The 23,624-nt window shown below is 66.0% G+C and carries 22 protein-coding genes; 14 read left to right on the top strand and 8 right to left on the bottom strand.

Going from position 1 to position 23,624, the window contains the following annotated elements; translation table 11 throughout:
* Positions 1–151: 151 nt before the first annotated feature.
* The gene (locus AC3A6P_RS25125) at positions 152–1,120 is read right to left on the bottom strand and encodes an alpha/beta fold hydrolase (protein WP_487694669.1); all 969 of its coding nucleotides are present in this window, start codon (positions 1,118–1,120) and stop codon (positions 152–154) included.
* A gap of 559 nt (positions 1,121–1,679) precedes the next feature.
* Between AC3A6P_RS25125 and AC3A6P_RS25120 the strand changes: the two genes are divergently transcribed.
* Positions 1,680–2,357 (top strand): hypothetical protein, encoded by a 678-nt coding sequence (locus AC3A6P_RS25120; RefSeq protein WP_487694668.1) that lies wholly within the window; start codon positions 1,680–1,682, stop codon positions 2,355–2,357.
* A 366-nt stretch (positions 2,358–2,723) separates the two neighbouring features.
* On the opposite strand, the gene AC3A6P_RS25115 is transcribed toward AC3A6P_RS25120, so the two are convergent.
* Complete coding sequence (locus tag AC3A6P_RS25115) at positions 2,724–4,979, bottom strand: glycoside hydrolase family 3 C-terminal domain-containing protein (RefSeq protein ID WP_487694666.1); 2,256 nt, start codon at positions 4,977–4,979, stop codon at positions 2,724–2,726.
* Positions 4,980–5,066: 87 nt separating this feature from the next.
* Between AC3A6P_RS25115 and AC3A6P_RS25110 the strand changes: the two genes are divergently transcribed.
* The 5 genes from AC3A6P_RS25110 (at position 5,067) to legP (ending at position 9,147) form a co-directional block, all read left to right on the top strand.
* Positions 5,067–5,648: a TetR/AcrR family transcriptional regulator gene (locus AC3A6P_RS25110; protein WP_487694665.1), complete on the top strand. Its 582-nt coding sequence runs from the start codon at positions 5,067–5,069 to the stop codon at positions 5,646–5,648.
* 128 nt (positions 5,649–5,776) lie between these two features.
* Entirely contained in the window at positions 5,777–6,544 is a 768-nt protein-coding gene (locus AC3A6P_RS25105; protein ID WP_487694663.1) for a dienelactone hydrolase family protein, read from the top strand.
* A gap of 17 nt (positions 6,545–6,561) precedes the next feature.
* Entirely contained in the window at positions 6,562–6,822 is a 261-nt protein-coding gene (locus tag AC3A6P_RS25100) for a DUF6295 family protein (protein WP_487694662.1), read from the top strand.
* 15 nt (positions 6,823–6,837) lie between these two features.
* The gene (locus tag AC3A6P_RS25095) at positions 6,838–7,179 is read left to right on the top strand and encodes a cupin domain-containing protein (protein WP_487694661.1); all 342 of its coding nucleotides are present in this window, start codon (positions 6,838–6,840) and stop codon (positions 7,177–7,179) included.
* Positions 7,180–7,332: 153 nt separating this feature from the next.
* Positions 7,333–9,147 (top strand): Dot/Icm T4SS effector Zinc-dependent metalloprotease LegP, encoded by a 1,815-nt coding sequence (legP, locus tag AC3A6P_RS25090; protein WP_487694659.1) that lies wholly within the window; start codon positions 7,333–7,335, stop codon positions 9,145–9,147.
* Between the two features lie 3 nt (positions 9,148–9,150).
* On the opposite strand, the gene AC3A6P_RS25085 is transcribed toward legP, so the two are convergent.
* Entirely contained in the window at positions 9,151–9,489 is a 339-nt protein-coding gene (locus tag AC3A6P_RS25085; protein WP_487694657.1) for a YbaY family lipoprotein, read from the bottom strand.
* A 159-nt stretch (positions 9,490–9,648) separates the two neighbouring features.
* Between AC3A6P_RS25085 and AC3A6P_RS25080 the strand changes: the two genes are divergently transcribed.
* The 8 genes from AC3A6P_RS25080 (at position 9,649) to AC3A6P_RS25045 (ending at position 17,147) form a co-directional block, all read left to right on the top strand.
* On the top strand, positions 9,649–9,900 hold the full coding sequence (locus AC3A6P_RS25080; protein WP_487694656.1) for a type II toxin-antitoxin system ParD family antitoxin: 252 nt from the start codon (positions 9,649–9,651) through the stop codon (positions 9,898–9,900).
* Positions 9,897–10,190 (top strand): type II toxin-antitoxin system RelE/ParE family toxin, encoded by a 294-nt coding sequence (locus tag AC3A6P_RS25075; protein WP_487694655.1) that lies wholly within the window; start codon positions 9,897–9,899, stop codon positions 10,188–10,190. Before AC3A6P_RS25080 ends, AC3A6P_RS25075 begins: the two co-directional genes overlap by 4 nt.
* A gap of 252 nt (positions 10,191–10,442) precedes the next feature.
* Positions 10,443–11,207, top strand: a complete 765-nt coding sequence (locus AC3A6P_RS25070) for a GntR family transcriptional regulator (RefSeq protein WP_487694654.1) — start codon at positions 10,443–10,445, stop codon at positions 11,205–11,207.
* On the top strand, positions 11,207–11,434 hold the full coding sequence (locus AC3A6P_RS25065; protein ID WP_487694652.1) for a 4Fe-4S dicluster domain-containing protein: 228 nt from the start codon (positions 11,207–11,209) through the stop codon (positions 11,432–11,434). Before AC3A6P_RS25070 ends, AC3A6P_RS25065 begins: the two co-directional genes overlap by 1 nt.
* Positions 11,435–11,447: 13 nt before the next feature.
* A complete protein-coding gene (locus AC3A6P_RS25060) occupies positions 11,448–12,869 on the top strand; it encodes an ABC transporter substrate-binding protein (RefSeq protein ID WP_487694651.1) in 1,422 nt (473 codons plus the stop codon).
* Positions 12,866–13,720, top strand: a complete 855-nt coding sequence (locus AC3A6P_RS25055) for an ABC transporter permease (RefSeq protein WP_487694650.1) — start codon at positions 12,866–12,868, stop codon at positions 13,718–13,720. Before AC3A6P_RS25060 ends, AC3A6P_RS25055 begins: the two co-directional genes overlap by 4 nt.
* Positions 13,717–14,460, top strand: a complete 744-nt coding sequence (locus tag AC3A6P_RS25050) for an ABC transporter ATP-binding protein (RefSeq protein ID WP_487694648.1) — start codon at positions 13,717–13,719, stop codon at positions 14,458–14,460. Before AC3A6P_RS25055 ends, AC3A6P_RS25050 begins: the two co-directional genes overlap by 4 nt.
* Positions 14,460–17,147 (top strand): fumarate reductase/succinate dehydrogenase flavoprotein subunit, encoded by a 2,688-nt coding sequence (locus tag AC3A6P_RS25045; RefSeq protein ID WP_487694646.1) that lies wholly within the window; start codon positions 14,460–14,462, stop codon positions 17,145–17,147. The genes AC3A6P_RS25050 and AC3A6P_RS25045 overlap by 1 nt, the downstream gene beginning before the upstream one ends.
* Positions 17,148–17,150: 3 nt before the next feature.
* On the opposite strand, the gene AC3A6P_RS25040 is transcribed toward AC3A6P_RS25045, so the two are convergent.
* From AC3A6P_RS25040 to AC3A6P_RS25020, 5 genes are all read right to left on the bottom strand, one after another.
* Positions 17,151–18,785: a hydroxysqualene dehydroxylase gene (locus AC3A6P_RS25040; RefSeq protein ID WP_487694645.1), complete on the bottom strand. Its 1,635-nt coding sequence runs from the start codon at positions 18,783–18,785 to the stop codon at positions 17,151–17,153.
* Entirely contained in the window at positions 18,782–21,013 is a 2,232-nt protein-coding gene (locus AC3A6P_RS25035) for a DUF3376 domain-containing protein (protein WP_487694643.1), read from the bottom strand. The genes AC3A6P_RS25040 and AC3A6P_RS25035 overlap by 4 nt, the downstream gene beginning before the upstream one ends.
* A gap of 66 nt (positions 21,014–21,079) precedes the next feature.
* Positions 21,080–22,165 (bottom strand): tetratricopeptide repeat protein, encoded by a 1,086-nt coding sequence (locus AC3A6P_RS25030; protein WP_487694641.1) that lies wholly within the window; start codon positions 22,163–22,165, stop codon positions 21,080–21,082.
* A 19-nt stretch (positions 22,166–22,184) separates the two neighbouring features.
* Positions 22,185–22,337, bottom strand: coding sequence for a hypothetical protein (locus AC3A6P_RS25025; protein WP_487694640.1), 153 nt, complete (start codon positions 22,335–22,337; stop codon positions 22,185–22,187).
* A gap of 205 nt (positions 22,338–22,542) precedes the next feature.
* Complete coding sequence (locus tag AC3A6P_RS25020; protein ID WP_487694639.1) at positions 22,543–23,616, bottom strand: SAM-dependent methyltransferase; 1,074 nt, start codon at positions 23,614–23,616, stop codon at positions 22,543–22,545.
* Between the last annotated feature and the right edge of the window lie 8 nt (positions 23,617–23,624).

The raw sequence follows: 23,624 nt of genomic DNA, 5'->3' as shown, positions 1-23,624 counted from the left end.
CGGCCCCGGGCAGTCGCCACGCAGACTGAGCGCAATGTGCCCTTCCACCGGTGGCGCGTGATCGACGCCGCGTGCTTGCCGACTGCGACTGCATGATGGCTACGCACCTCCACCAAGGGTCCGCGCGATCCCCATTCGTCACTGTGACGAATTAGGGTGCTCCCGCGAGCCCACTGCGGTTCGCCGCCGGGCCGATGAAATCCATCCCGGCGGTGATAGCTGGACGGTGGCGAAGGATGCGGTAGTGCGCCAGGCGGCCGAGCCCGCGGGTGGTCAGTAAGCGAGCGCCTGTCCACACTGTGGCCAACCGCTGGCTGGCGGCATACGGGCTGTCCGGGTCGTCAGGGTCATGGATGAGAAGTAACGGCGGGTGGTTGATGCGGCGGCCGATCCGGGCCATGTTCGTTTCTTCCAGCGGCATGCCGATCCGTTTTTCCAGGCGGCGGTGCAGGCCGGCCCGGATCCGGCGGCCGAACCCGTGGCGCGCGGCGAACAGGTCCAGATACAGCGGAAAATCGGTCATGGGAGCCAGGAACACCAGCCGTCCGACGCTGGCGCCCCGCGCGATGGCCAATGCGGTGGCGTTTGCGCCGAGCGAATGAGCGACCACCGCATGAGCAGGGCCATGCGCTTTGATCATGGCCGCGATCGCGTCGGCGCACTCGATTGCCGTGGTGCGCCCAGGAGCGAGCTCACCGGGATCGGATGCATTGTGGCTGGGTAAGTCGAATGCAATGGCCCGATATCCAGCCTCCACCAAGGGCTTGACGAACACCGCCAAATGCGCGCGCTGTCCACCCCAGCCGTGCACCAAGTACACCGGTGGACCCTCGCCCCATTCTTCGCCGACAACCCGATGCCCATTCCAGTAGGCGTCAATCGGTGTACCCGGGCCAACGCCGGGCGGCATGCGCAGACTCGACTCAAGGACCGGTGGTGTGCACCACAACTCGACTGCCCACCGCGATCCCACCCAGGGCGCCAACCGCTCGAGCGCCCAGAAAGCACGGCGCACCCGGGTCTCGACTGGAGGAAGTACGCCGGAGCCGACAGGGTCGAGCGGCGGAATGCCGTTCGCCTGGCCTTGCCCCGACGTCGCTCCAGAAGCCTCTTCAGTCACCAAGCCATCATGGCACGCGTCTACCCCACCGCTTTCGGCCTTGTGTCGCGTGGACGGTCAAGCGCAGACGCACCGATAAACGTCACAGTGACGAATCCTGGTAGCCATCGCCCTGTCGCCTCGAATCATGCTGCAGCCGCGCCAGATTGCACATGGTTGATAAGGTGCTCACCCAACTCCCACCCTGAGCCAATTGCTGTTGCGTCATGGGACAAGAGAGTGATCCGGTTCCAATCCTATTCCGTCACAACAAGATGCCCACCTCCGCGGCGCGCGTATACCGGGCTGTCAATACGTCCGTGTTCCAGACGCTGGTTCAACCCACGTCGGAGCAGTGAGCGGCAGGCCGCGTCGGCAGCCCAGGCCTTACACCGCGTTCCGCCTGAGGCGTTCGCTGAGTCACCGGTCGATGTCCACCTGCAATGAGGTAGCCAACTACTTGCTCCCCAAGCGCCTGGGTCGCCTGATACTGGCGGCGTGAGCCCGACTCGAATTCATCAAGGGAGCGCTGTGAACACCAACAATCAGCAGATCACCGCATCGACAACCGTGGTCACCCATGACTGACGCCGCGCCGACGAACGAAGGAACCCGTGACCCTCATGTGGACCCTCCACTCAAGCCGCCCGACGCGACAGCATCCGCCAGTGGGCAACCAGCGCGAAGTCGGGCGCCACGCTCCAACGAGTTCTGGTTGGCGATTGCGGGCATTGCCGCCACAGTGCTCGTCGGCGCTACCGCCAGCGTGTTGGCCTACCGCACGTCGAGTAATCAGATTCGGGCCGACACAGACCGGATGGTTGTTCAGTTCCTGAGGGACGAGCGCATGGCCGCTTACGTTGATTTCCTCACGACGGTAACGGATCTGACCGAAGCCGAGTTCGAGTACATTCATCAAATGCAGAGCGTCGACAACTTCGACATCGACGCTTTGGTCGACAAGACTGCTCATTACAGGGATCAGTCGATCAAGTATCGACAAGCTTCGGCGAAAGTCGAACTTGTTGGTACTCAAGACGTGAGGACAGCTCACGGCGAGATTGTCAGACAGCACAACGAGATCATGGATGAGATTCAGGTGCTGGCCCTTGATATCGCCAAAGCGGGCAGCCCACGCAACTTTTCCTGGAGGGTCGCCCACGCGCGCGACTCGGTGAGCAAGTCTCAGCGCGATGATGAAGGTCTGCGCAGCAGGTTTATCGCGGCCGCACAAGAGGACTTGGGGTTCACAGGTTGAGCGCCGCCCTCCCCTATGTGCTGATCCCATCGAAACTTTGAGGCTGCGCCGTCATGCGGGAGCCGGAACCGTGACCATGCGTCACGGTTGCCGGGCTGCTGAACGCCACACGGGCGACCACACATTGGCGCCACCTGGATGCGCCGGCGACGCGGCACCTTGCGGCGATCATCGAGCACGAGTCGATCTACACCCGCGATGGCGTCGTACGGACGTCGGCCCCGGCGGCAGCCGGGATCGACCTTGCGCTGGCGTTGGTCAGCGAAGATCATGGCGCCGCTGTCAGTGCGGAAACGGTCCCGGTACGTTCCCGGCGAGACCCCGAGTTTGCGGCGCGAGGCCGTCGTTGCTGACCGTCATCTCGACTTAGGACACGCTGTCATCGGCTAGGAGGTCGTCGATCAGCTTCCCGACGTCGGCCCCACTGGCCGCGGCGAGCATCCCGGTCCTGCCGATCGGGAACGAGTTGAGCATCCGCCCGATGTCCACCCCGTCGGGCATGACGGCGGCCGCACTCGAGGTGTCGCCCATCACTTCAGCGACCGCGGCCTGCAGCTTGGGTCCGGCAATCGGATGGGCGAGCACCTCACCGATGGTCGAGTTTCGTGAAAGTGGCAGTACCACTGGGTCTCCTGTGATCTCCACGGTGAGCGATGTGCGGATGTCGCGGCTCGAAGCGGCCACGTCCAGGCTGTAGGTGCCGCCTTCGACGATCCATGCATCGACTCGGGTGTCCCAGTAGGCGAGGTCTTCACGACGGACAGGCAACAGCACCTCTCGCCTTTCGCCGGGTTCGAGGGCAACCGACGCGAACGCCTTCAACTCATGTGGTGGGCGCTGGATCGTGCTCTCCGGCACGGAGGTGTAGACCTGCACGATCTCGCGACCTGAGACGGCACCGGAATTGGTCACCGAGACCCGGATCTCGATGTCTCCGTCGGCGTTCACCACGGCTGCACCGTCGCTGTAGTTGAATGTCGTGTAGGACAATCCGTGACCGAACGGGAACGCGACATCGAGGCCGCGGGCGTCATACCAGCGGTAGCCGACGAACAACCCCTCGCCGTAGCGGACGTGGGAGTGCTCGCCGGGGAAGTCGAGGTAGGCGGGGCTGTCCGACAACCGCAGCGGAATGGTCTCGGTGAGTTTGGCCGACGGGTTCACCTCTCCGAAAAGGACGTCGGCGACGGCGCCACCACCGGCCTGACCGAGTAGCCACCCTTCGAGAATCGCGGGCACCGTCTCGGCGAACGGGACGGCCACGACGCCACCGTTGGACAACACCACGACCGTGTTCGGGTTGGCATCGAGTACCGCATCGAGCACCGCCAGCTGCTCGGCCGGCAGATCGATATCGTCGCGGTCGTAGCCTTCTGATTCCAGCGCTGCGGGCAATCCCAGGAAGACGACAGCGACATCCGCCCGGGCGGCGGCAGCGGCAGCGTCCTCGCGCAATCCGTCGGCGCCGTCCGAACTGTCGATGGTGAATCCCTGCGCATACGTGACCTGTCCGGTGGCCAGTGAGCGGATCTCGTCTAGGGCGTTGTCCAGGCGGGTTGGTTTGATCAACGACGAACCCGCGCCCTGATACCGCGGTTGGGCAGCGAAAGCGCCGATCACCGCGATATCGGCGTCCTTGTCCAAGGGCAGGACAGCGCCATCGTTCTTCAGCAGGACGATCGACCGGCCGGCGGCTTCCCGCGCCAGCAGGTGGTGTGCATCGACGTCCAGCGGCCCGGGAGCCGGGTCGGCCGGCTGAGCCCGGCGCACCAGGGCGAGCACCCGTGCCGCCGAGGCGTCCACCACCGACTCGTCGAGAAGTCCGTTTTCGACGGCGGCGACGATCCGGGCATCGGTGACACCGTTGGACGACGGCATCTCCAGATCCAAGCCCGCCGCGATGCCGGCCACCCGGTCGTCGACGGCGCCCCAGTCGGAGACGACGAGACCGCCGAAACCCCACTCGTCACGCAGCACCGTGGTCAGCAGCCAGGGGTCCTCCGAGGCGTACACACCGTTGATGCGGTTGTAGGAGCACATGACCGTCCATGGCTGCGCCTCCTGGACCACCCGCTGGAACCCGCGAAGGTAGATTTCGCGCAACGGACGGGGATCGACGTCGGCGCTCACGCGCATGCGGTCCGTCTCCTGGTTGTTGGCCGCGAAATGCTTGAGCGAGGCGCCGACACCCTGAGACTGGATGCCTGACACCATGGCGGCGCCGAGAACCCCTGCGATCAGCGGATCTTCGGAGAGGTATTCGAAGTTGCGGCCGCACAGTGGTGACCGTTTGATGTTGACGCCGGGGCCGAGCAGGACCCCGACGTTCTCGATGGCCGCCTCTACCCCCAGCGCCCGGCCCACCCGCTCGACCAGTTCGACGTCCCAGGAGGACCCGAGGCCTACCGCAGGCGGAAAGCACGTGGCGGGCACGCTGTCACCGAGTCCGAGGTGATCGCCGCCCTCGCGTTGCTTGCGCAGTCCGTGTGGCCCGTCGGTGAGCATGATGGACGGAACGCCAAGGCGGTCAATCGGTTTCGTGTACCAGAAGCTGGCGCCGCTGGTGAGCGAGGCTTTCTCCTCGAGGGTCAGCTCGGCGACGCTCACATCGTCACTATCCACGGTCTCACACCCATCGTTCGATCAACTATCTACCGAATGGTAGATTACCCGGTGTTGCTGAGGAGCAACCCTGTGAAAGGAGTCACGGTGGCATCGCAGACGCCTACGTCCCGCCCCGCGCGCACCCGACTGGCCCCGGAGGCGCGCCGCCACCAGATCGTTGCCGAGGCGACCAGGCTCATTTCCCGCTCCGGGTTCAATGCCGTCTCGTTGGCGGACATCGCGGAAGCCTGCGATATCCGCAAATCCTCGGTACTGCATTACTTTCCGACCATGACCGATCTGCTGACCGCGGTGCTGGCGCAGCGCGACCGCGACGAATACGAATCGGCTGCCGTCACCAGTGCTCCGGTGAGCCGGGCACAGCTGCGGGCACATCTGCGCCTGGTGGTCGAACGGAACCTGGCGATGCGGGAGATCGTCACGTTGTTCACCGTCCTGGGCGTCGAAGCCATCGATCCGCAGCACCCGGCCCACGGTTACTTCGCCGAGCGCACCCGCACCGCACTGGACACCATCAGCGGTCTTCTCGACTGGAAACCCGACCCGCCACTCGCCGCCCGCCAGCTCCTCGCGTTCTGGCAGGGCCTCGAGGCGTTGTGGATCGCCGACCCGCAGACGGATTTCCTCCAGGTCTGGGATTCCTTCTGCGACGACTTCTTCCGCTAGCGTCGCGACCCGACGGTGTGAGTACGAAGGCACCACACTGCGCGGTCACCTCGGATTGGCGCGCCCGCACTGATGAGGGCGCCGTGGCATGCTTGGGTGGCAGCCAAACGAGGGAGTCTCGAGTCGCGATGTGGAACTCATTCGACACCGGCGGAACTGTCGGTGTCTCAGCACAAATCGTCACCTACCCCAGCGGCGGCGAGGACATCCACGCCTACGTCGCCCAGCCGGCCTCGTCGGAAGGGCCGCGGCCGGGCATCGTGTTGATCCACCATCTGCCGGGCTGGGACGAGTTCTACCAGGAATTCGCCGAGCGGTTGGGCCGCCACGGCTACACCGTGATCGCTCCTGACCTGTACTGCCGGGCCGGGCATTCCACCCCCGATGACGTTGCGGCCAAAGTGCGCAGCGAGGGTGGTGCTGCCGACGACCAGGTGGTCGCCGATCTGGCCGCGGCGCGCGCCTGGCTGCTGGACCAGCCGACCAGCAACGGCAAGGTCGGCATCATGGGAAGCTGCTCCGGCGGCAGGCACGCCGTCCTGACGGCGTCCCTTGTTCCCGGCTTCGACGCCGTGGTCGACCTGTGGGGCGGGGCCGTGGTGGCCGGGCCCGATCAACTCACCGACAAGAGGCCGGTCGCGCCGATCGATTACACCGCGGATCTGCAGGCGCCGCTGCTGGGCATCTTCGGCAACGACGATCAGAGCCCCTCGCCGCAACAGGTCGACATCCACGAGGCCGAATTGCGGAGGCTGAACAAGGATTTCGAGTTCCACCGGTACGACGGTGCCGGCCACGGTTTCTTCTACTACCACACGCCGCGGTATCGGCCCGAGCAGACCATGGACGCGTGGGCGAAACTCTTCACTTTCCTCGACCATCGACTCGCGGCCTGAATCAAGGAGTTTGACAAATGTGCACCCACATCACTACGACGGCCGCCATCAGCGGTTCGGGCATGAGCGGCGCGGGCTGGTTCCCGGTCAAACAGGTCAGCGTGGGGTACGACCACGCCACCCAGGGGACAGACGAGCACGCACTGCTGTTGGACTTCGTCAACTACGACATCGGTCTCGGGGCGCGGGTGGCGCTGGAACTCGACCTGGCTTCCGGACGGGAGCTACTGAAGACGTTGCAGGCTGTCATCGCCGAGGCGGACGCGGCCGGCGTCTGAGCCCGGGAGTCGACAATGGCCAAACCTGAACTCGAGTTCCACATACCTTCGGCCGAATGGACCCGCGCGAACGCCGATGGGCCCGGAATCTGGGATCGGCACCTGTCCCGCGATCCCGAGACCGGGGACACCACAAGCCTGCAGCGCTACGAAGCGGGTGCCGAGTCCGCACCGGGCATCATCACCCATGACTACTGGGAAGAGGTCATCCTTCTCGACGGCGACCTCCACGACCTCACCGCGGACCGCACGTTCACCGCTGGCATGTATGCCTGCCGCCCGCCCGGCATGCCACACGGGCCCTACCGCAGCACCGGCGGGTGCTCGATGTTCGTCACCATCCGATACCCCGATTGATCCCGATTGGCGGCGGCCCGCTGAGCTGAGCCGCATGGCTGCTGCACTCACGTTCCCCGGCTCCGGCTCCGAGGACTTTCGAGTAGAGCACTACTCGTGCCCTGAGCGGAGGTCGCCCGCACCCTGGGTGCACGCCCGCACCAGGAGGAAATCATGGCGAAAGAGCATTCGTGCGAATACAACTCGGGACCGGTGGCCGGCACGGCTGTCGTGTCGGGGGTTACGTTCACCGACAAGAAGCTCCAGTACGCGAACGTCGACGGTATGGCGGTGTTCGAGGGCGACATCGTCCTGGGCACTGTCGAGGACGTGCAGGCTCTGCAGGTCGAAGCGATCGGCATCACCGGCGAGAAATTCCGGTGGCTGCATGCGACCGTGCCGTTCGAGATCGACCCGGCGCTGCCCAACCAGGCGCGCGTCACCGGCGCGATCGCGCACTGGGAGGCCAACACCAGGCTGAGGTTCGTGCCGCGTACGGGGGCGAATGCCGACCACTTCCCGAACTTCATCCGGTTCCAGCCGGCGGGCGAATGTTCGTCACCGGTGGGAAAGCGCGGTAACCGGCAGAACATCAATATGGGCCCAAACTGCACCAGGGGCAACATCATCCACGAAATCGGACACGCCATCGGCCTGTGGCACGAGCAGAGCCGCGAGGACCGCGACGATTTCGTCACCATCAATTGGCAGAACATCGACGCCGACGACCGGCACAACTTCGAACAGCACATCTCCGACGGCGACGACATCGGCGCATACGACTTCGGCTCGATCATGCATTACAGCGGCACCGCGTTCTCGAACAACGGCAACCCCACCATCGTGCCGAAGGTGCCCTTGCCACAGGGAGTGGTGCTGGGCCAACGCACGGCACTGTCCGCAAGTGACATCGCGGCGGTTGAGGTGCTGTACCCACGGGCCGGCCGATTGGTCGATCGCACCGCTGAGTTCGGCACGCCGGCCGCGGCAAGCCCGCCGACGGCCTGTGTGATCCCGGGAATGAACGTGCACAACATCGCCTACCGCGACACCTCAGGACGCCTGCACGAGTTGTGGCGGGACGGGCAGGGCGGGACGGGCACCACGAATCTGACCGCGAATGCGGGTGCCCCGACGGCGTCCGGCAACCCGTTCGCTTACGTGGATACGGCGCGCAACACCGAGATCCTGCTGTTCCGTGGCGGCGACGGGACCGTGCGCAGCCTGTATTGGTCCACCGGCGCGGTGGGGCACGACAATCTGGGTGGCACCGCAGGCGCACCGAAGGCTTCCGGCGACCCGGTTGGTTACTACGATCCCGCGACCGACAGCCATCACGTGGTGTACCGCGGCGGCGACGGGCATCTACACGAGCTGAACTGGTTCAACGTCGCTCCGGTGGTGTACGGAGGCAACCTGACCGGTGCCATCTCTGCGCCTCGCGCAGCAGGCAACCCGTCCGCGTACAGCGGTGGCGGCTTCAACATCGTCGTTTACCGGGCCACCAACGGACGCATCATGTCGGTGTACTGGAACAACGGTCCGAGCGGACTCGACGATCTGTCCGGTACCGCGGGCACTCCCCTGGCCGCCAGCGACCCCGCCGCCTACTACACCGCGCACAACGACGCCCATCAGATCGTGTACCGCGCCGGCAACGGGCACTTGTACGAGCTCTACTGGGTCGGCGTAGCTCCGGTGGCCGGATGGGATCTGACCGCGGCGGCGGGCGCACCGGCGGCGGTGGGCAATCCGTCTGTGTACTACGTGGCCGCGGAGAACACCAAGCACGTCATCTACCGCTCGTCGGACGGCCGACTACACGAGATCTGGTGGTATCCGGGTGCGGCGCCGGGTTACAGCGACCTCACCGCGTTCGCGGGGGCGCCGCTGGCAGCGGACAGCCCGGCGGGATTCACCGAGAACGGCCGGCAGCATGTCGCCTACCGCGGCACCGACAACCGGATCTACGAGGTGCGCTGGGGCTGACGCTCAGACGATGCTGACCGGTACGTCCAGGCTGACATTGCCCTGAGCCGGCACCGGGACGGATTGAGTGGTGACGAGGTCACCGGCGGCGAGGATGGGGCCGCCGGTGACGTCGATATAGCACTGAAGTGAAAACTCTTGGCCTGCTCCGGCTTCTGGAGCCTCGAGCTCAAAGGGAATACGCCGGTTCGGCTGCACGGCGACGTTGGTCAGCGCAACGCTGGCGACAACCGGCGCGGGAGCGTCGGCATAGGTCACGTCGCGCACCTCGACGATCACCCTGGCCACCGTCGTCGGCGCATCGGGAGGCAGGACAACATTGCCCTGGATTCGCCTCGACACACCGATCACGGTAGTCGCGTAAGCGGCCCTCTCAGTCGCAAAGGCCTCGGCTCCCGTCCACAGGACGACTGCGCCGGAAGCCTGACGGGGATGGGTGAGGCGGTGTCTGGCGGCGCTAACCGGCGCACGCCGATACCAAATTTTGGTAATATGCGTTCCATGGGGAAGAACACCTCGTTCAGCTTGGATGCTCACTTCAGGGAGTTCATCGACCGGGAGGTCGCCTCGGGCCGGTACGGCTCTGCCAGCGAGGTGGTACGCACCGCGCTGCGGCTCCTCGAGGATCGCGAAACACGCCTCGACGCGCTGCGCCAGGCCTTGGTACACGGCGAAAGTAGCGGCGAGGCAACGGCCTTCGATTTCGACGCGTTCGTCGAGCGAAAGAGCGTGGATTCGCGCGCACCACAGTGAATCGTGTCGTCTTCTCACCGGCGGCCCAGGTCGATGTGGAACAGATCTGGGATTACACCTGCGAACGGTGGGAGTTCGCCCAGGCGGAAAGATACATCCGCTCAATTCAGCGCGCCGCAGAGCGTGTCGCGGACAACCCTGCTATCGGTCGCGCGTGTGACGAGGTTCGGGCCGGGTACCGCCGGCATGCCGTGGGGTCGCACACCTTGTACTACCGCGTCGAAGGCGACCTCGTCGTCGTGGTCCGCGTGCTACACAAACGTATGGACGTCGATCTGCACCTCGACTGACTGCCTGCGGCGCGCGCCTGGAGCGTCCTTAGCTACCGACTTTTCGCTCACCGGGATTAAAACCGGCACCCCGTACCCGTAGGTGGCGCAATACCCGCGCCACCGCGGCGAACGCCAGCTCACCGGCTTACAGAAGCGGCGCATTCCGTACTGTCCCGTCCTCTTCACAACGCCGCGGCCAACGCACCTGCGATACCCCGATACCTTCCTGAGCAGGTCAGTCCCACACCGAACAGCCCTCAGGAGGTGACCGTGGCCGAACACAACGTCGCCCAGAATGCCGACAACGAACCGACACCGATCCGGCGGCCCCGTGCTGATCAGGCGCGGCTGGTCGCCGATGTCCTGCGGCACCAGATCCACGCCGGCGGCTACGCCGACGGTCTGCCCACCGAGCAGGAGCTGGCCGAGGAGTTCTTCGTCTCGCGTAACACCGTGCGCGAAGCGCTGGCCACGCTCAAAGGCGAAGGCCTCATCGACCGCGGCCCACGCACCGGCACCCACGTCGCCATCCGCAAATACGACCACGGGCTCGACGCGCTCACCGGCCTCAAGGAGACGTTCAAGGGCTACGGCGAGATCCGCAACGAGGTCCGCGCCACCATGACCGTCGCCGCGCCGCCGTCGGTGGCCGCCAAACTGAAACTGGCACCGGGCGAGCACGTCGTTTTCATCGAGCGGCTGCGCTACCTGGGCGAGCTGCCGCTGTCGCTGGACATGACCTACCTCGCGCGCGACGTCGGCGACCAGGTGATCGAGCATGACCTCGAAACCAACGACGTCTTCGCCCTCATCGAGCAGGTCACCGGCCGCCGGCTCGGCAACGCCACCCTGGCCGTCGAAGCCGTTCCCGCCGAACCCCATTCGGCGGCCATTCTGCAAGTGCCGGACACCGCGAGCCTGCTTCTGCTGGAACGCCTCACCCATCTGGACGACGGCCGGCCCGTCGATCTCGAATACATCCGAATGCGCGGCGATCGAATCACGTTGCGCGGCAACCTTGTCAGGGGAATCTGATGGCCCAGGTCAATCAACGTGTCGACGTACCCGTCACCATCGACGAGTCGCTGTGCATCGAAGGCTGCACACTCTGCGTCGAGATCTGTCCGCTCGACTCACTGGCCATCAACCCGGACAACGGAAAGGCGTTCATGCACGTCGACGAGTGCTGGTACTGCGGCCCCTGCGCGGCGCGCTGTCCCACCGGCGCCGTCTCCGTCAACATGCCCTACCTCCTTCGATGACCCAGGACCCACCATGAAACGCACCCTCGCTGTAGTCCTCAGTGCCGCCACCGCGATATCCCTGGCAGCCTGCTCTCTCGACGCCCAGACCCAGTCCGAGGACACCGTCAACGTCGTCATCGGGTACCAGTCCAAGACCATCAACACCGTCACCGCCGGAACACTGTTGAAGGCAAAGGGTTTCCTGGAAAAGCGCCTCGACGACCTGTCGAAATCCAACGGCACGACGTACCGCGTGGAATGGCAGGACTACGACACCGGGGCCCCGATCACCGCGCAGATGGTCGCCGAGAAGATCGACATCGGCTCCATGGGTGACTACCCCATGCTCATCAACGGCTCCAAAACCCAGGCCAACGAGCGCGCCCGCACCGAACTGGTGGCGGCCACCGGATACAGCCCCACCGGCTCGCTCAACATGGTGGTCGTGGCCCCGGACTCCCCCGCGCGCAGCATCACCGACCTCAAGGGCCAGAAGGTCTCCGCCAGTGTGGGATCGGCAGGACACGGCACCCTGGTGCGCGCCCTCGACAACGCCGGCATCGATCCCGCGAACGGTGTCGAGGTGCTCAACCAGCAGCCTCAGGTCGGCGCCTCAGCACTGGAATCCGGTCAGGCGCAAGCGCTCTCGCAGTTCGTGGCCTGGCCCGGCCTGCTGGTGTTCCAGAACAAGGCCAAACTGCTCTACGACGGCGCCGAGGGTGACTATCCGACCTGGCACGGTGTGGTGGCACGCCGCGACTACGCCGACCAGCACCCCGAGGTGCTCGACGCCTTCCTGCAAGCCCAGCTGGACGCCACCGAGTTCCTCAACGACAACCCGCTGGAGTCGGCCAAGCTGGTCGCCGACGGCAGCGGGCTGCCCCAGGAAGTCGTGTACCTCTACAACGGTCCCGGCGGCACCAGCTTCGATACCACACTGAAGCCGTCATTGATCGAGGCGCTCAAAGGCGATGTCCCGTACCTGAAGTCGATCGGTGATTTCGCCGACCTGGACATCGACGGTTTCGTCAACGCCGACCCGTTGAAGAAGGCTTTCGCCGACCGCGGCCAGAACTACGAGGAGGCGGTCGCAGACACCACCAACCCGTCGGCGCTGCGGGGCCAGGATCCGGTCTGCGACATCGCCGTCACCGACGCCAAGCTGGCCGGCGAACTGTGGATCGACGGCCAAGACAGTACCCAGGCCGCCGCCAACCCCGACTGCCTGCTGCGCGCCATCCGCGAGGCCACCGCCGACGGCGAAACCGTGCGGGCCGCCTATGTTCCCGACGCCGAGTTCGGCACCCGCTGGTTCGCCGACAAATCGATCTGGGTGAGGGACGGCCAGCGTCACCTCCCGTTCGACACCACCGCGGGAGCCGAGCGCTACACCGCGGCGCACCCCGGCGCCAGCGTCGTCGACTATCAGCAGGCGCTGGCGGGTGCGGTATGACCACCGCACCCGCGGTGCTCTCGCCCGCCGAACCCGCCGTCGCCGTCGCGCCGATCGCCAGGCCGCGCACGAAGACGTGGCCGTCCTGGCTGGTGCGCATCGCCTCGGTCGCCGCGTTCATCGGGCTGTGGCAGCTGTTGACCGCCAACGACGTTCGGTTCTGGTTGCGCTTCGACACCCTGCCCACCGTGACGGAAATCGTCGCCGCGTTCGGCAGCAGGCTCGGCACCCAGAATTACTGGCTGGACCTCGGCCAGTCACTGATCCGCATCCTCACCGGCTTTGCGCTCGCCGCCGTCGCGGGCGTGGTCACGGGAATCCTGCTCGGCCGCTCGGGCAAATTCGCCAACGTTTTCGGCCCGCTGACCGAGCTGGCGCGGCCCATCCCGGCCATCGCGATCGTGCCCGTGGCGATCCTGCTGTTCCCCACCGACGAGGCGGGAATCGTGTTCATCACGTTCCTGGCCGCGTACTTCCCGATCATGGTCAGCACCAGGCACGCCGTGCGCGCACTGCCCACGCTGTGGGAGGACTCGGTGCGTACGCTCGGCGGCAACCGCTGGGACGTCATCACCCGAGTGGTGCTGCCCGGCATCCTTCCCGGTGTGTTCGGCGGATTGTCCGTCGGCATCGGCGTCGCGTGGATCTGCGTCATCTCCGCCGAGATGATCTCCGGCAGGCTCGGTGTCGGCTACCGCACCTGGCAGGCCTACACCGTGCTGGCCTATCCCGACGTGTTCGTCGGCATCATCACCATCGGCATCCTGGGCTTCGCCACGTCCGCGGCCGTCGAACTGATCGGCCGCCGCGTCACCCGGTGGCTGCCCCGCGGCGAGGAGAACAACCGATGACCGGGATGACGCTGACCCTCGACGGCCTGGTCCTGTCCTACGGCGGCTCCCCCGTCGTCGACGGCCTCGACCTCGAGGTGCAGCCCGGCGAGATCCTGGTGCTCACCGGTCCGTCCGGATGCGGCAAGTCGACGGTCCTGCGCGCGCTGGCCGGTCTGCTGACGCCGGACGCCGGTGAAGTACGGGCCGACGGCGCCCGCGTCACCAGCACCTCGCGCGATCGCGCCATGGTGTTCCAGGACAACGCCTTACTGCCGTGGCGCACGGTGTTGTCCAACGTCGAACTCGCCCTCAAGCTCGCCGGACGCCCGCGCCAAGGCCGCCGCGACGAAGCGCTCAAGTGGATCCGCGACGTCGGCCTGGCCGGCTTCGAGAAGTACCTGCCGAAAAGCCTGTCCGGCGGTATGCGGCAGCGTGTCCAGCTGGCCCGCGGCCTGGCCGGAGCGCCCCGCGCCGTCATGATGGACGAACCGTTCGGCGCACTCGACGCCCAGACCCGGGCCACCATGCAGCGGCTGCTGATCGACACCTGGCGCGCCCATCCCACGACGGTCGTCTTCGTCACCCATGACGTCGACGAGGCACTGCTCATCGGCGACCGCGTGGCTGTCCTGGGCCGCGCCGGGCAACCTCTGCGCGCGCTGCTCGACGTCCCCTCCCCTCGTGAGGCAGGAGTCAACCGCGCCACCCTGCGCGCCGACGTCCTTGCCGCACTCGACCACACGGAGCTGGTCCACTGATGCAGATCCCCCCGATCGAGGACGCCACCCGCCTGGACTGTGACGTCCTGGTCATCGGCGGCGGCACCGCCGGTACCATGGCCGCGCTGACCGCTGCCGAGAACGGCGCCCAGGTGCTGCTGCTCGAGAAAGCCCACGTCCGGCATTCCGGCGCACTGGCCATGGGGATGGACGGTGTCAACAACGCGGTCATCCCCGGCAAGGCCACCCCCGAGGACTACGTCGCCGAGATCACCCGCGCCAACGACGGAATCGTCAACCAGCGCACCATCTATCAGACCGCCACCCGCGGCTTCGCCATGGTGCAGCGTCTCGAGCGATACGGCGTCAAATTCGAGAAGGACGAGCACGGTGAGTATGCCGTGCGCCGCGTGCACCGCTCCGGTTCCTACGTGCTCCCCATGCCCGAAGGCAAGGATGTCAAGAAGGCGCTCTACCGGGTGCTGCGGCAGCGGTCGATGCGCGAGAAGATCCGCATCGAAAACCGCCTGGTGCCCGTCCGCGTGCTCATCGAGGACGGGAGGGCCGTCGGCGCCGCTGCCCTGAACAGCCGCACCGGCGAGTTCGTCGTCGTCGCCGCCAAAGCCGTCATCCTGGCCACCGGACCCTGCGGCCGTCTCGGCCTGCCCGCTTCGGGCTACCTGTACGGCACCTACGAGAACCCCACCAACGCCGGTGACGGGTACTCGATGGCGTTCCACGCCGGCGCCGAGCTGTCCGGTATCGAGTGCTTCCAGATCAACCCGCTGATCAAGGACTACAACGGACCGGCCTGCGCGTACGTCGCCAATCCTTTCGGCGGGTATCAGGTCAACGCCCATGGGGAACGGTTCGTCGACTCCGATTACTGGTCGGGCCAGATGATGTCGGAGGTCAAAGAGGAGATCGAGTCCGCCCGCGGGCCCATCTACCTCAAGGTCAGCCACCTGCCCGACGAGACCTTGTCGACGCTCGAGGGCATCCTGCACACCACCGAACGGCCCACCCGGGGCACCTTCCACGCCAACCGTGGCCATGACTACCGCACCCACGACATCGAGATGCACATCTCCGAGATCGGCCTGTGCAGTGGGCATTCCGCGTCCGGGGTATGGGTCGACGAGTTCGCCCGAACCACCGTCCCTGGTCTGTACGCGGCCGGGGACCTGGCCTGCGTGCCACACAACTACATGATCGGGGCGTTCGTCTACGGGGAGCTGGCCGGCGAGCACGCCGCGTCAACACTTGATGACGTTGCCGCACCGGAGACCCTGCCCGCCGACCAGATCGCCGAGGCGCACGAGCTGATCTACCGGCCCCTGCGTCACCCCGACGGCCCGCCGCAGCCGCAGGTCGAGTACAAACTGCGCCGCTTCGTCAACGACTACGTGGCCCCACCGAAAACCGCCGCCAAGCTGTCGCTGGCGGTGCAGACGTTCGAGCGGATGCGCGACGAGGTGGCCGGCATCGGTGCCACCACACCGCACGAGCTGATGCGCGCGGTGGAGGTGTCCTTCATCCGCGACTGCGCCGAGATGGCTTCGCGTTCCTCGCTGACCCGCACCGAGTCCCGGTGGGGGCTCTACCACGAGCGCAGTGACATCCCGGAGCGCGACGACGTGGACTGGCGCTACCATCTGAACCTGCGCAAGACCGCCGACGGCGGGATGGAGTTCCTGAAACGGCCCGTCGACCCGTACTTCGTGCCGGTACCCGGGCTTGACGAATTGCCCAGCGGCGAAAGCGAACCCATCCGTGTGCAGCAGCCTCCGCTGGTCGGAGGGCAGGCACCGGCGTCGGAGGTGTCGCGCATCGACAGCACCCCGGCCGCGCAGCCGCCCTCACCGCGTATCGCGGCCGTGCTGGCACTCGACGAGCCTTCTCTCGAAGACCTGCGCCAGTATCTGAACGACGACGATTCCGCAGTGCGCCGCACCGCCGTCGACGTGGTCACCGAGCACCTGCCCGACGGCTACGGCCATGCGCTGCTGGCCGCCTTGTCCGACGTACACCCACAGGTGCGTCACGTCGCTGCCGACGGCATCCGGGAGTTGGTGGAGGTGCTACCGGATGCCGCCGGCGTTCGGGCCCATATTGATTCGACGGACCCCGTCGTGCGCGGCGCCGCCATCTACGTCGTGAGTGCCCGACGGGTGGGTGACCCGGAGCAGTACCGGCACGCGCTGCAAGACCCGGACCACCGGGTCCGCATCGAGGCCGTCCGCGCGCTGGTGTCGGTCGACGACGCCCACGGCGTCGCGGCCGCCTGCGGTGACGTGAACCGCGAAGTGCGCATCGCCGTCGCCAACGGGCTCGGGACATTACGCAGCGGCGCCGACGCCGTGCGCACGCTCACCGACGATCCTGACCCGCTGGTGCGCGCCGCCGCGTTGGCCGCGATGGGCGCGGTGGGATGGGACGACGCCGACGTCACCACCGTCGAAGGCGCGTTGGCCGCGTCGGCATGGCAGATCCGGCAGGGGGCGGCGCGGGCGTTGGCGGGTGCGCCGTCGCCCGCGACTGCGGTGCCACCGCTGTCGCGTGCCCTGGCCGACCCGCATCTCGATGTCCGCAAGGCAGCCGTGTTGAGCCTGACCCGTTGGGCCGCATCTGCCGACAGCGCCCGCGAGGCCCTGACCGGCGCTCTGGACGACGGGGACGCCGACGTCCGGGCGTATGCGCGGCACGCGCTTGCCGGGGTGAGCTGAGGTTCAGCGCAGACCCAATTTGCGCAGCGGTCGTTCCAGCTCCCACCACACCCGATCCAGCGCACGCAGCGGCGCGAGGATCGGCGGCTCCTGCAGTGGCCAGAGCTGACACCGCGACGCAGTGGAGCCGGTGGCAGCGAGGATGCCGTTGACGGCTCGGCGGGCGGCTTCGTTGGCGCCTTCCATGCTGGCCAGGTCGGTGTGAGTGCGTACAAAATCCGAAGCCAGGAAGAGGTTTTCGATCCCGGTGCAGGCCTCCGGCCGGTCCGCCCACGAACCGGCAGTGTTGATGAGCAACGGCTCGCTGTTCGTGGCCACGACTCCGGTCGCGGGATCGAACGGCTTCACGGCGGGATCGAGAAAACGGGCAACGATGTCGTCCTCGCGCAGTGAGCCGTCATCGATATGGTCGGTCAGTTGTCGCCAAACCTCGTCCAGAATCTCCTCCCTGGTCGACTGCTTGGCCGTCTTACCCGTGACCCTGCTGGGCCGGTCCCAATCCGAGATGTCCACCGACAGAATCCCGTCGACCTCGCCGTCACCGTAGCCGTCGAGGTCGATGGTCTTCCAGAACTGTGCCTGCGAAATGGCGGTCAGCGCCCAATCCGAGTCGGTGAAGATGGTGTGACCCCGCTGCAGCGGCACGTCCCGCTTGAGGTAATACTGCGCTCCGGTCATCCACCGGGTCTGCAGCCGCGCCAGCCGGCTCAGGCTCCGATCGGCGACGGTCATGTCAGCGTTCAATGTGGGGATCAGATCCTCGATCGGCAGCGCCGCCATGTAATGGTCCGCGTGGATGGTCATCGGAGCGCCGTGCTGGACAGCGCAGGCACTGATGATCCTGTGTCCGGCCAGATCGAAACCTGTCACGGTGCAATCAGTCTCGAAGTCAACGCCCTGCTTGGTCAGCCAGTCGACCCACGGGTTTATCCAGACATCGCTGGTGGGGCCGTCGAGCAATCGATCGGTGCGACCGCCCATCCGGGCCACATCGAACAGCAACTGGCACAGGATCAATCCGCCGGTGCGCGCCGAGACCTCCTGCGCTCGCGCGGCTACCAGCGTTCGGGTCAAACCATCTGCCAGGAACTTCCGATAGTTGGGCGAGAGATGTTCCCCGAACGAGAACCGCCACCAGCTGGTGTGCTCCCACTGCGCGTAGCGGCGATCATCGCACGACGTGAGCAAGGCCAGGAGCCGCTGCCCGAAGAATCCGAGTTCCCAGAACGGAATACCGAGTTTCACGCCGAAGTCGTAAGCGAACTGGATCGCGACGGCGAGATCGCCGAGATCACCGGGGAGTCGCAAGGGAGCTATCAGCTCATTGGCTTCGCCCACCTGCGCCAGCAATACCCGGTGTGCGTCGACAAGGTGACTGGCCGCGGTCCCCGGTGGGGACGGGATGCGCTCCATCGTGTCGACCAGGTGTTTGTAGAACCCCGGGAAGAAGCGGAATCCGTGTTCGCCGGGCAACGGTTTCCGGTTGCCCTGCGCAGTGGCAGGCACGTCGATGGATCGCGCCTTGCCGCCGAAAACCTCGAGCGCCTCGTACACGGTGACGTCGAAGCCGCGCTCGACCAGTTCATGCGCGGCGCTGAGCCCTCCGACGCCGCCGCCCAGGATTGCAACGGAAGTCATCTGATCCCCCGCGGCAGCTTTTTGCGTAGACCACGGCGCAGCGGCGTGGCCGCGGTTCGCAGAGACCTCATCACAACGCGCCGAGGAAATCCCAGGTTCACCTCACGCGGCGGCCATTCCCCTGCCAGAAGTGCTTGGACCCAGATGCTGTCCGAGTTCAGCGGCCGAACCAGCGTCCAGAGTGTTGCCTCCAATTGGCGCAACGCTTCGCCGCCATCAGCGGCGGCCATCTCGTCGATGAGGTCTTTACCAGATTTGTCGTATATGTCTCGGGCGCCTGCGGCGACCTCGTCGGCCGAGATCCCCTCGGAGGCCAGGATCTCGTTGATCAGTGCGAGCCGCAGCGCTTCCGCCTCGTCGCGCGGCACATCCCTCAGAAGCTGTCGGCTCAATTCGCTGGCCCCGTCCAGCCGGCCCCACAGCCAGTCGTGGCGACGACCGCTTTCGCTGGCGAATGCTCCGAAGTGGTTGAGCCGCTCGCCGTACAGCTTCTTCGTCGGCCAGTCGTCTCGGTTGTCGAGAGAGTGCAGGTCGATCCCGGGCGGCGTCTCCACCGCGGGGGTCACGTTCTGGAAGCGGAACGTTGGCACGTCATACTCACCGCCGCGCCAGGAGAACACGCCGCTGACCACCTCGACGGCCAGAGAAAGCTCTACCAGTGTGTGCGCATCGACGCCGGGAACAGCGTCGGCGATGGCCTGCGCCGTCGGAATCATCGCTGCGGTCAATGCCTCGCTGAGTCCGCCGTCATAAACGGCGCGCATCGCCGTGAGCTGCCCGCCAATCTCCACCGGCGCGGAGGTGTCTCCACTGACCGCTGCTTCGAGGGGTTTCCAGAGTGCGGTGACTTCGCGTTGCGCCGCCGCAATGGTCTCCATGGCCTCCAAAACGTTGGTTGCCTGGTTGTTCAGCCGCGACAGCGCCCGACCCCACCACCTCAGGATCCGGTCGGCGGCCGACCAGCCCCAGGTCCAGGTGGTGCCGTCGAAAGCCGGGAAGGAGTCAGTCGGAATCCCCGGAACCCCCGTGACTTTTGGCTCATCGTCGCCTGGCGGGGCCAGCACGACAGGAAACCCAGACCGTGACTGCAGCCATCGCAGTGTGACCTCGGTGCGCGTTTCGCGGTATTCCTCGAGTAGCGCATCGGCGGCCTGGAGCAACGGTGCTTCCTTTCCGCCATCAGGGTCGCCGAGGTAGTCCTGGACCTTCCGAAACGCCTGTGATTGGGCATATCTCATCTGGCGAAAGATGTCCTTCAGCGCATCCGCATCGAGTCGTTCGTCGGGCTCACGGGTGGCGGACAGGACGAGTCCAAGAGTTTCCACCAGCGCCGGAGGAGTCTCCGACCGCTTCGAGTCCTCACCCTTGCTGGTTCCGGGGGTGACGTAGAGCAGCACGCGCTCGAACGGTTCGTTGATCGGGCGTTCCCGAAGCACCTTCAGTAGCGGCTCGAAGGGGGCGTTGTCGAGAATGCCGCCGTCGGCGAGCCACCTGGCCGCTTGCGCACTGTCCTCCGACCGCTCCAGAAGCGCAGCCGTTTCCCACTCCGGCGTGAAGGCCACCGGGAACGATGCCGACGCGCGAGCTGCCTGTATCAGGGCGGCAGTACAGCCGTTGGTCGCGCTGAAGTCGTCGGTCAACGACGAGCCGCCACTGGCCGGGCCGACAGTGCGTTTGAACGTGTACACGCGTCGGCCATCCCGGCTGAACATGGAACTGCCGGTCTCCAGGGGCGAGGGGCGGGGCTGACTGCCGAGTGCCGTGGACGTCACCAGGAGGGTGCATTCGCGCGGGGCGATGCCGTCGTGCGGCTGGACCTGCCTGAGGACGGAGCTGACCTGGCCCTCGAAGTAGTCGCCGTCGAGCATGGAAGTCGCCCCCTGCACGCTCTTCCGCGTGAGCTTGCCGACGTCCAGGGAGGCGACGTCTGCCCATACGTCACGCATCGGTGGCAGGTCTCCGCCGCGGGCCACGGCGGTGGCCAGCAGGGTCCCGTTGAGTCCACCGGCACTGGTGCCCGCCACGATGTCGATGATCGCGGTCCGCTGGCAGGCCTCCAGGATCCGATCCCACGCCGCCGTGCCGTTGGTTCGTCGCGTGTCGGAGGCGAAGCGCAGGCGATTGAGCTCATGGGTCACTCCGCCCATCCAGACGGCGAGGCTGACGCCTCCGTTCAGGACAACCGCATACCGGGTCTGTCGCTTGAACTGCTTCTCGTCCCCGGGCATGGATCCAGAGTCCCTCTGGCGGTGCCCGGGGGCAGGGGTAGTCCGCTACTCGATTTCGACGGTCGTTCACAGCAATGCGGTCAGGCTGCTCCGGCTGGAAACGGTCTTGGGATGTTCTGCCCCCAGAGAGTCTTCGAATGTCTGCACTGCCTGTGTCAGGAGGTGCCGCGCCGCCTCGTCGTCGCCTTGTTGTAGGGCAAGCATGGCCAGGTTGTGCATGGTCACAGCCGTATCGGGGTGACCTTTCCCGAGCAGGTGTTCCTTGATGTCGAGTGCTTTCACGTAGAGGGCTTCTGCCCCGGCGAGATCACCTCGCGCTCGACACAGCGCGGCAAGATTGTTGTAGCTTACGGCGAGTTCGTAATGACCTGGCCCATAGATGTTTTCGAAGACTCGAATACAACGGTTATACAGCGCTTCAGCTTCGTCGTATCGATGCTGCTCCTGAACCAGCGCCGCGAGCGCTGCGATGTCCTTCGCCACCTCCACGTGGTCGGCGCCGAGGGCGGTTTGACGGATCCACACCGCACGTCGCGCGTAGGTCTCACCGAGGTCGAAGCGCCGCCGGACGTGTTCGATGCCGGCCAGGTTGTGCCAGACTGTCGCGACGTCGACATGCTGACTTCGCTTCGCCGCAACGATGGGTAGCGCCCGCAAGTACAGGCGTTCGGCGTCATCCAGACGCGCGGCGTACTTGTACACCACCGCAAGATCATTGAGCAGCGTCGCGAGCTCGATGGTTTCAGACCCGTAGAATCGCTCAGCCAACTCGATCGTCTGAAGGTAGAGGCTTTCGGCGTCACCGAGGTTGCCCAACATCCGTTGCAGGCGCGCCACACTCGACATCACCGCAATGCGCGTCGGCGTCAGCGCTGCGTTGTTGTTGTGATGCTCCAGGATGGCCGCGGCGCATCCGTAGGCTCTACCGGCGTAGGCGAAATCGCTCATTTCTTCGCGAATCGTGCCGATGGTGTGCCAGATGACCGCCACTTCCGGCGAAGATTCTCCTCGCCGGCGTACGACCATCGTGCGGGCCTTGGTGGCCGCGGCCAGAGCTGGACCCAGCCGCCCGGCGTCACGGTTGGCGATCGCGTAGGCGTTGAGGCGCTCGGCCCCGTTCCTGCCGAACCAGGCCGGCCGCACCGCGAACACCGTGACAGCGCGCGACAATCTAGCGTGCCAGCATGACCTCATTGTGATTGCCGGCCAGTCTTGCGTTGGCTATCGCCGTGGCCGGCCCCATCAGGGCGACGGTAGCCGTGGTCGTGACAAGTCCGAACCGGGTCAGGAGCACCCGGATCTTCTTACCTCCTGTTGTGTTCATGTCTCCTCCATCTCCCCTCTTGATGTGTCGGCTGCAGAATCCGACATGGCCATCGTCCCTCCCATCCCGTGGCCAGAGGACGCGTAGTCCACTACTCGACATGGAGGTTCCGCACGATGCCGAGTCCGCAGGGGCGACGAACGGGGCATCTGATCAATCTGGCTCGTGGGGAAACAGAGTGTCCACCAGAGGCAGTCGCGGGCTGTTACGGGTCGAGCCGGTAGAACCGCAGGAAGTCATGCTCAACCGGCAGAACTGACACCGCAGAAAAGCCCGCTTCCGCTGCATAACGTTCCAGGGTCGCGCGCCTCATCACGGTGCCCGTCTCGGCTGATGGCTTCGAGGCCATTCCCGCTGGGAGACAATCCAAGACGCTGTACCCGTAGAAGAGCCGCTCGGCGGCATCCGAGGGTGCGGAGAACGCGTCCGCCACGCGCTCGTCCGCCACGATCAGCGTTCCACCCGGTGCCAGCAGTCGTCGCACCGTGCAGAGGACATCGACCGGCCGTGACATATCGTGCAGCGCCTCGACGATGACAGCGAGATCGTACTGTCCGGACAGTGTCGGGTCGGACCCGTCGCGCACGGAGAACGTCACCCTTTCGGCCACGCCCGCCTCCAAGGCATTGGTACGGGCCAAATCGATGCTGGGCTCGTCCAGATCGAAGCCGTCCACGGTCGTGGCCGGATAGGCGCGCGCGATGGCGACCGCAGCCCATCCCACGCCGCAGGCAACGTCGGCCACCCGCGCGCCCGCGAGCAGCTTCGCATGAACGTCCGGGACCAGCGGCAGGTATTCGTCGGCGAAGGAGCGGACCAGCCATGGCCGGTTGAAGTCGCCCTGCGCCTCTCTCGCGTCGGCCCCCTCGACCAGAAGACCGTCGCCTGTCCGGTACGCATCCACGAGCTTCGGCAGGACGCCGCCCAGGGCCGCGAGTGAGCGGCAGACGGCGGCCATAGCGTAAGGACTTTCCGGATCTATCAGGGTTTCGGCATGGCCGCCGGGAAGCGAGAAGCGGCGGTCCCACTCGGGTTTGGCGACGTTGTCCACCTCGAGGATCGCGCTCGCGGCCTGCTGTTCGAGCCACTCCCGTGCGTACCGGGCATTGATTCCGGCGCGCTGGGCGAGTTCACCGGCGGTCAGCGGTCCGTGGTCTGCCAACATGCGATACAGGCCCAGGCGGTCCCCCAGATACACGGTGAAGACGTCCATGGTGCCCAGCGCCGACGTGAAAAGGCGTTCAACGAACGCATCCCGTGTCTGGTCCGTGCTGGTCATTGCATCTC

The sequence above is a fragment of the Mycobacterium sp. Soil_C_30 genome, from assembly GCF_057656995.1.
Note: the sequence above shows the minus strand (reverse complement) of the source record. Positions and strands in the feature narration are given on the sequence as shown.

Coding starts and splice junctions, on each gene's coding strand:
- AC3A6P_RS25080 (WP_487694656.1), top strand. CDS start 9,649: ATGGGGAAGAACACCTCGTTCAGCTTGGATGCTCACTTCAGGGAGTTC.
- AC3A6P_RS25050 (WP_487694648.1), top strand. CDS start 13,717: ATGACCGGGATGACGCTGACCCTCGACGGCCTGGTCCTGTCCTACGGC.
- legP (WP_487694659.1), top strand. CDS start 7,333: ATGGCGAAAGAGCATTCGTGCGAATACAACTCGGGACCGGTGGCCGGC.
- AC3A6P_RS25095 (WP_487694661.1), top strand. CDS start 6,838: ATGGCCAAACCTGAACTCGAGTTCCACATACCTTCGGCCGAATGGACC.
- AC3A6P_RS25020 (WP_487694639.1), bottom strand. CDS start 23,616: ATGACCAGCACGGACCAGACACGGGATGCGTTCGTTGAACGCCTTTTC.
- AC3A6P_RS25105 (WP_487694663.1), top strand. CDS start 5,777: ATGTGGAACTCATTCGACACCGGCGGAACTGTCGGTGTCTCAGCACAA.
- AC3A6P_RS25040 (WP_487694645.1), bottom strand. CDS start 18,785: ATGACTTCCGTTGCAATCCTGGGCGGCGGCGTCGGAGGGCTCAGCGCC.
- AC3A6P_RS25060 (WP_487694651.1), top strand. CDS start 11,448: ATGAAACGCACCCTCGCTGTAGTCCTCAGTGCCGCCACCGCGATATCC.
- AC3A6P_RS25035 (WP_487694643.1), bottom strand. CDS start 21,013: ATGCCCGGGGACGAGAAGCAGTTCAAGCGACAGACCCGGTATGCGGTT.
- AC3A6P_RS25100 (WP_487694662.1), top strand. CDS start 6,562: ATGTGCACCCACATCACTACGACGGCCGCCATCAGCGGTTCGGGCATG.
- AC3A6P_RS25120 (WP_487694668.1), top strand. CDS start 1,680: ATGACTGACGCCGCGCCGACGAACGAAGGAACCCGTGACCCTCATGTG.
- AC3A6P_RS25025 (WP_487694640.1), bottom strand. CDS start 22,337: ATGAACACAACAGGAGGTAAGAAGATCCGGGTGCTCCTGACCCGGTTC.
- AC3A6P_RS25065 (WP_487694652.1), top strand. CDS start 11,207: ATGGCCCAGGTCAATCAACGTGTCGACGTACCCGTCACCATCGACGAG.
- AC3A6P_RS25045 (WP_487694646.1), top strand. CDS start 14,460: ATGCAGATCCCCCCGATCGAGGACGCCACCCGCCTGGACTGTGACGTC.
- AC3A6P_RS25055 (WP_487694650.1), top strand. CDS start 12,866: ATGACCACCGCACCCGCGGTGCTCTCGCCCGCCGAACCCGCCGTCGCC.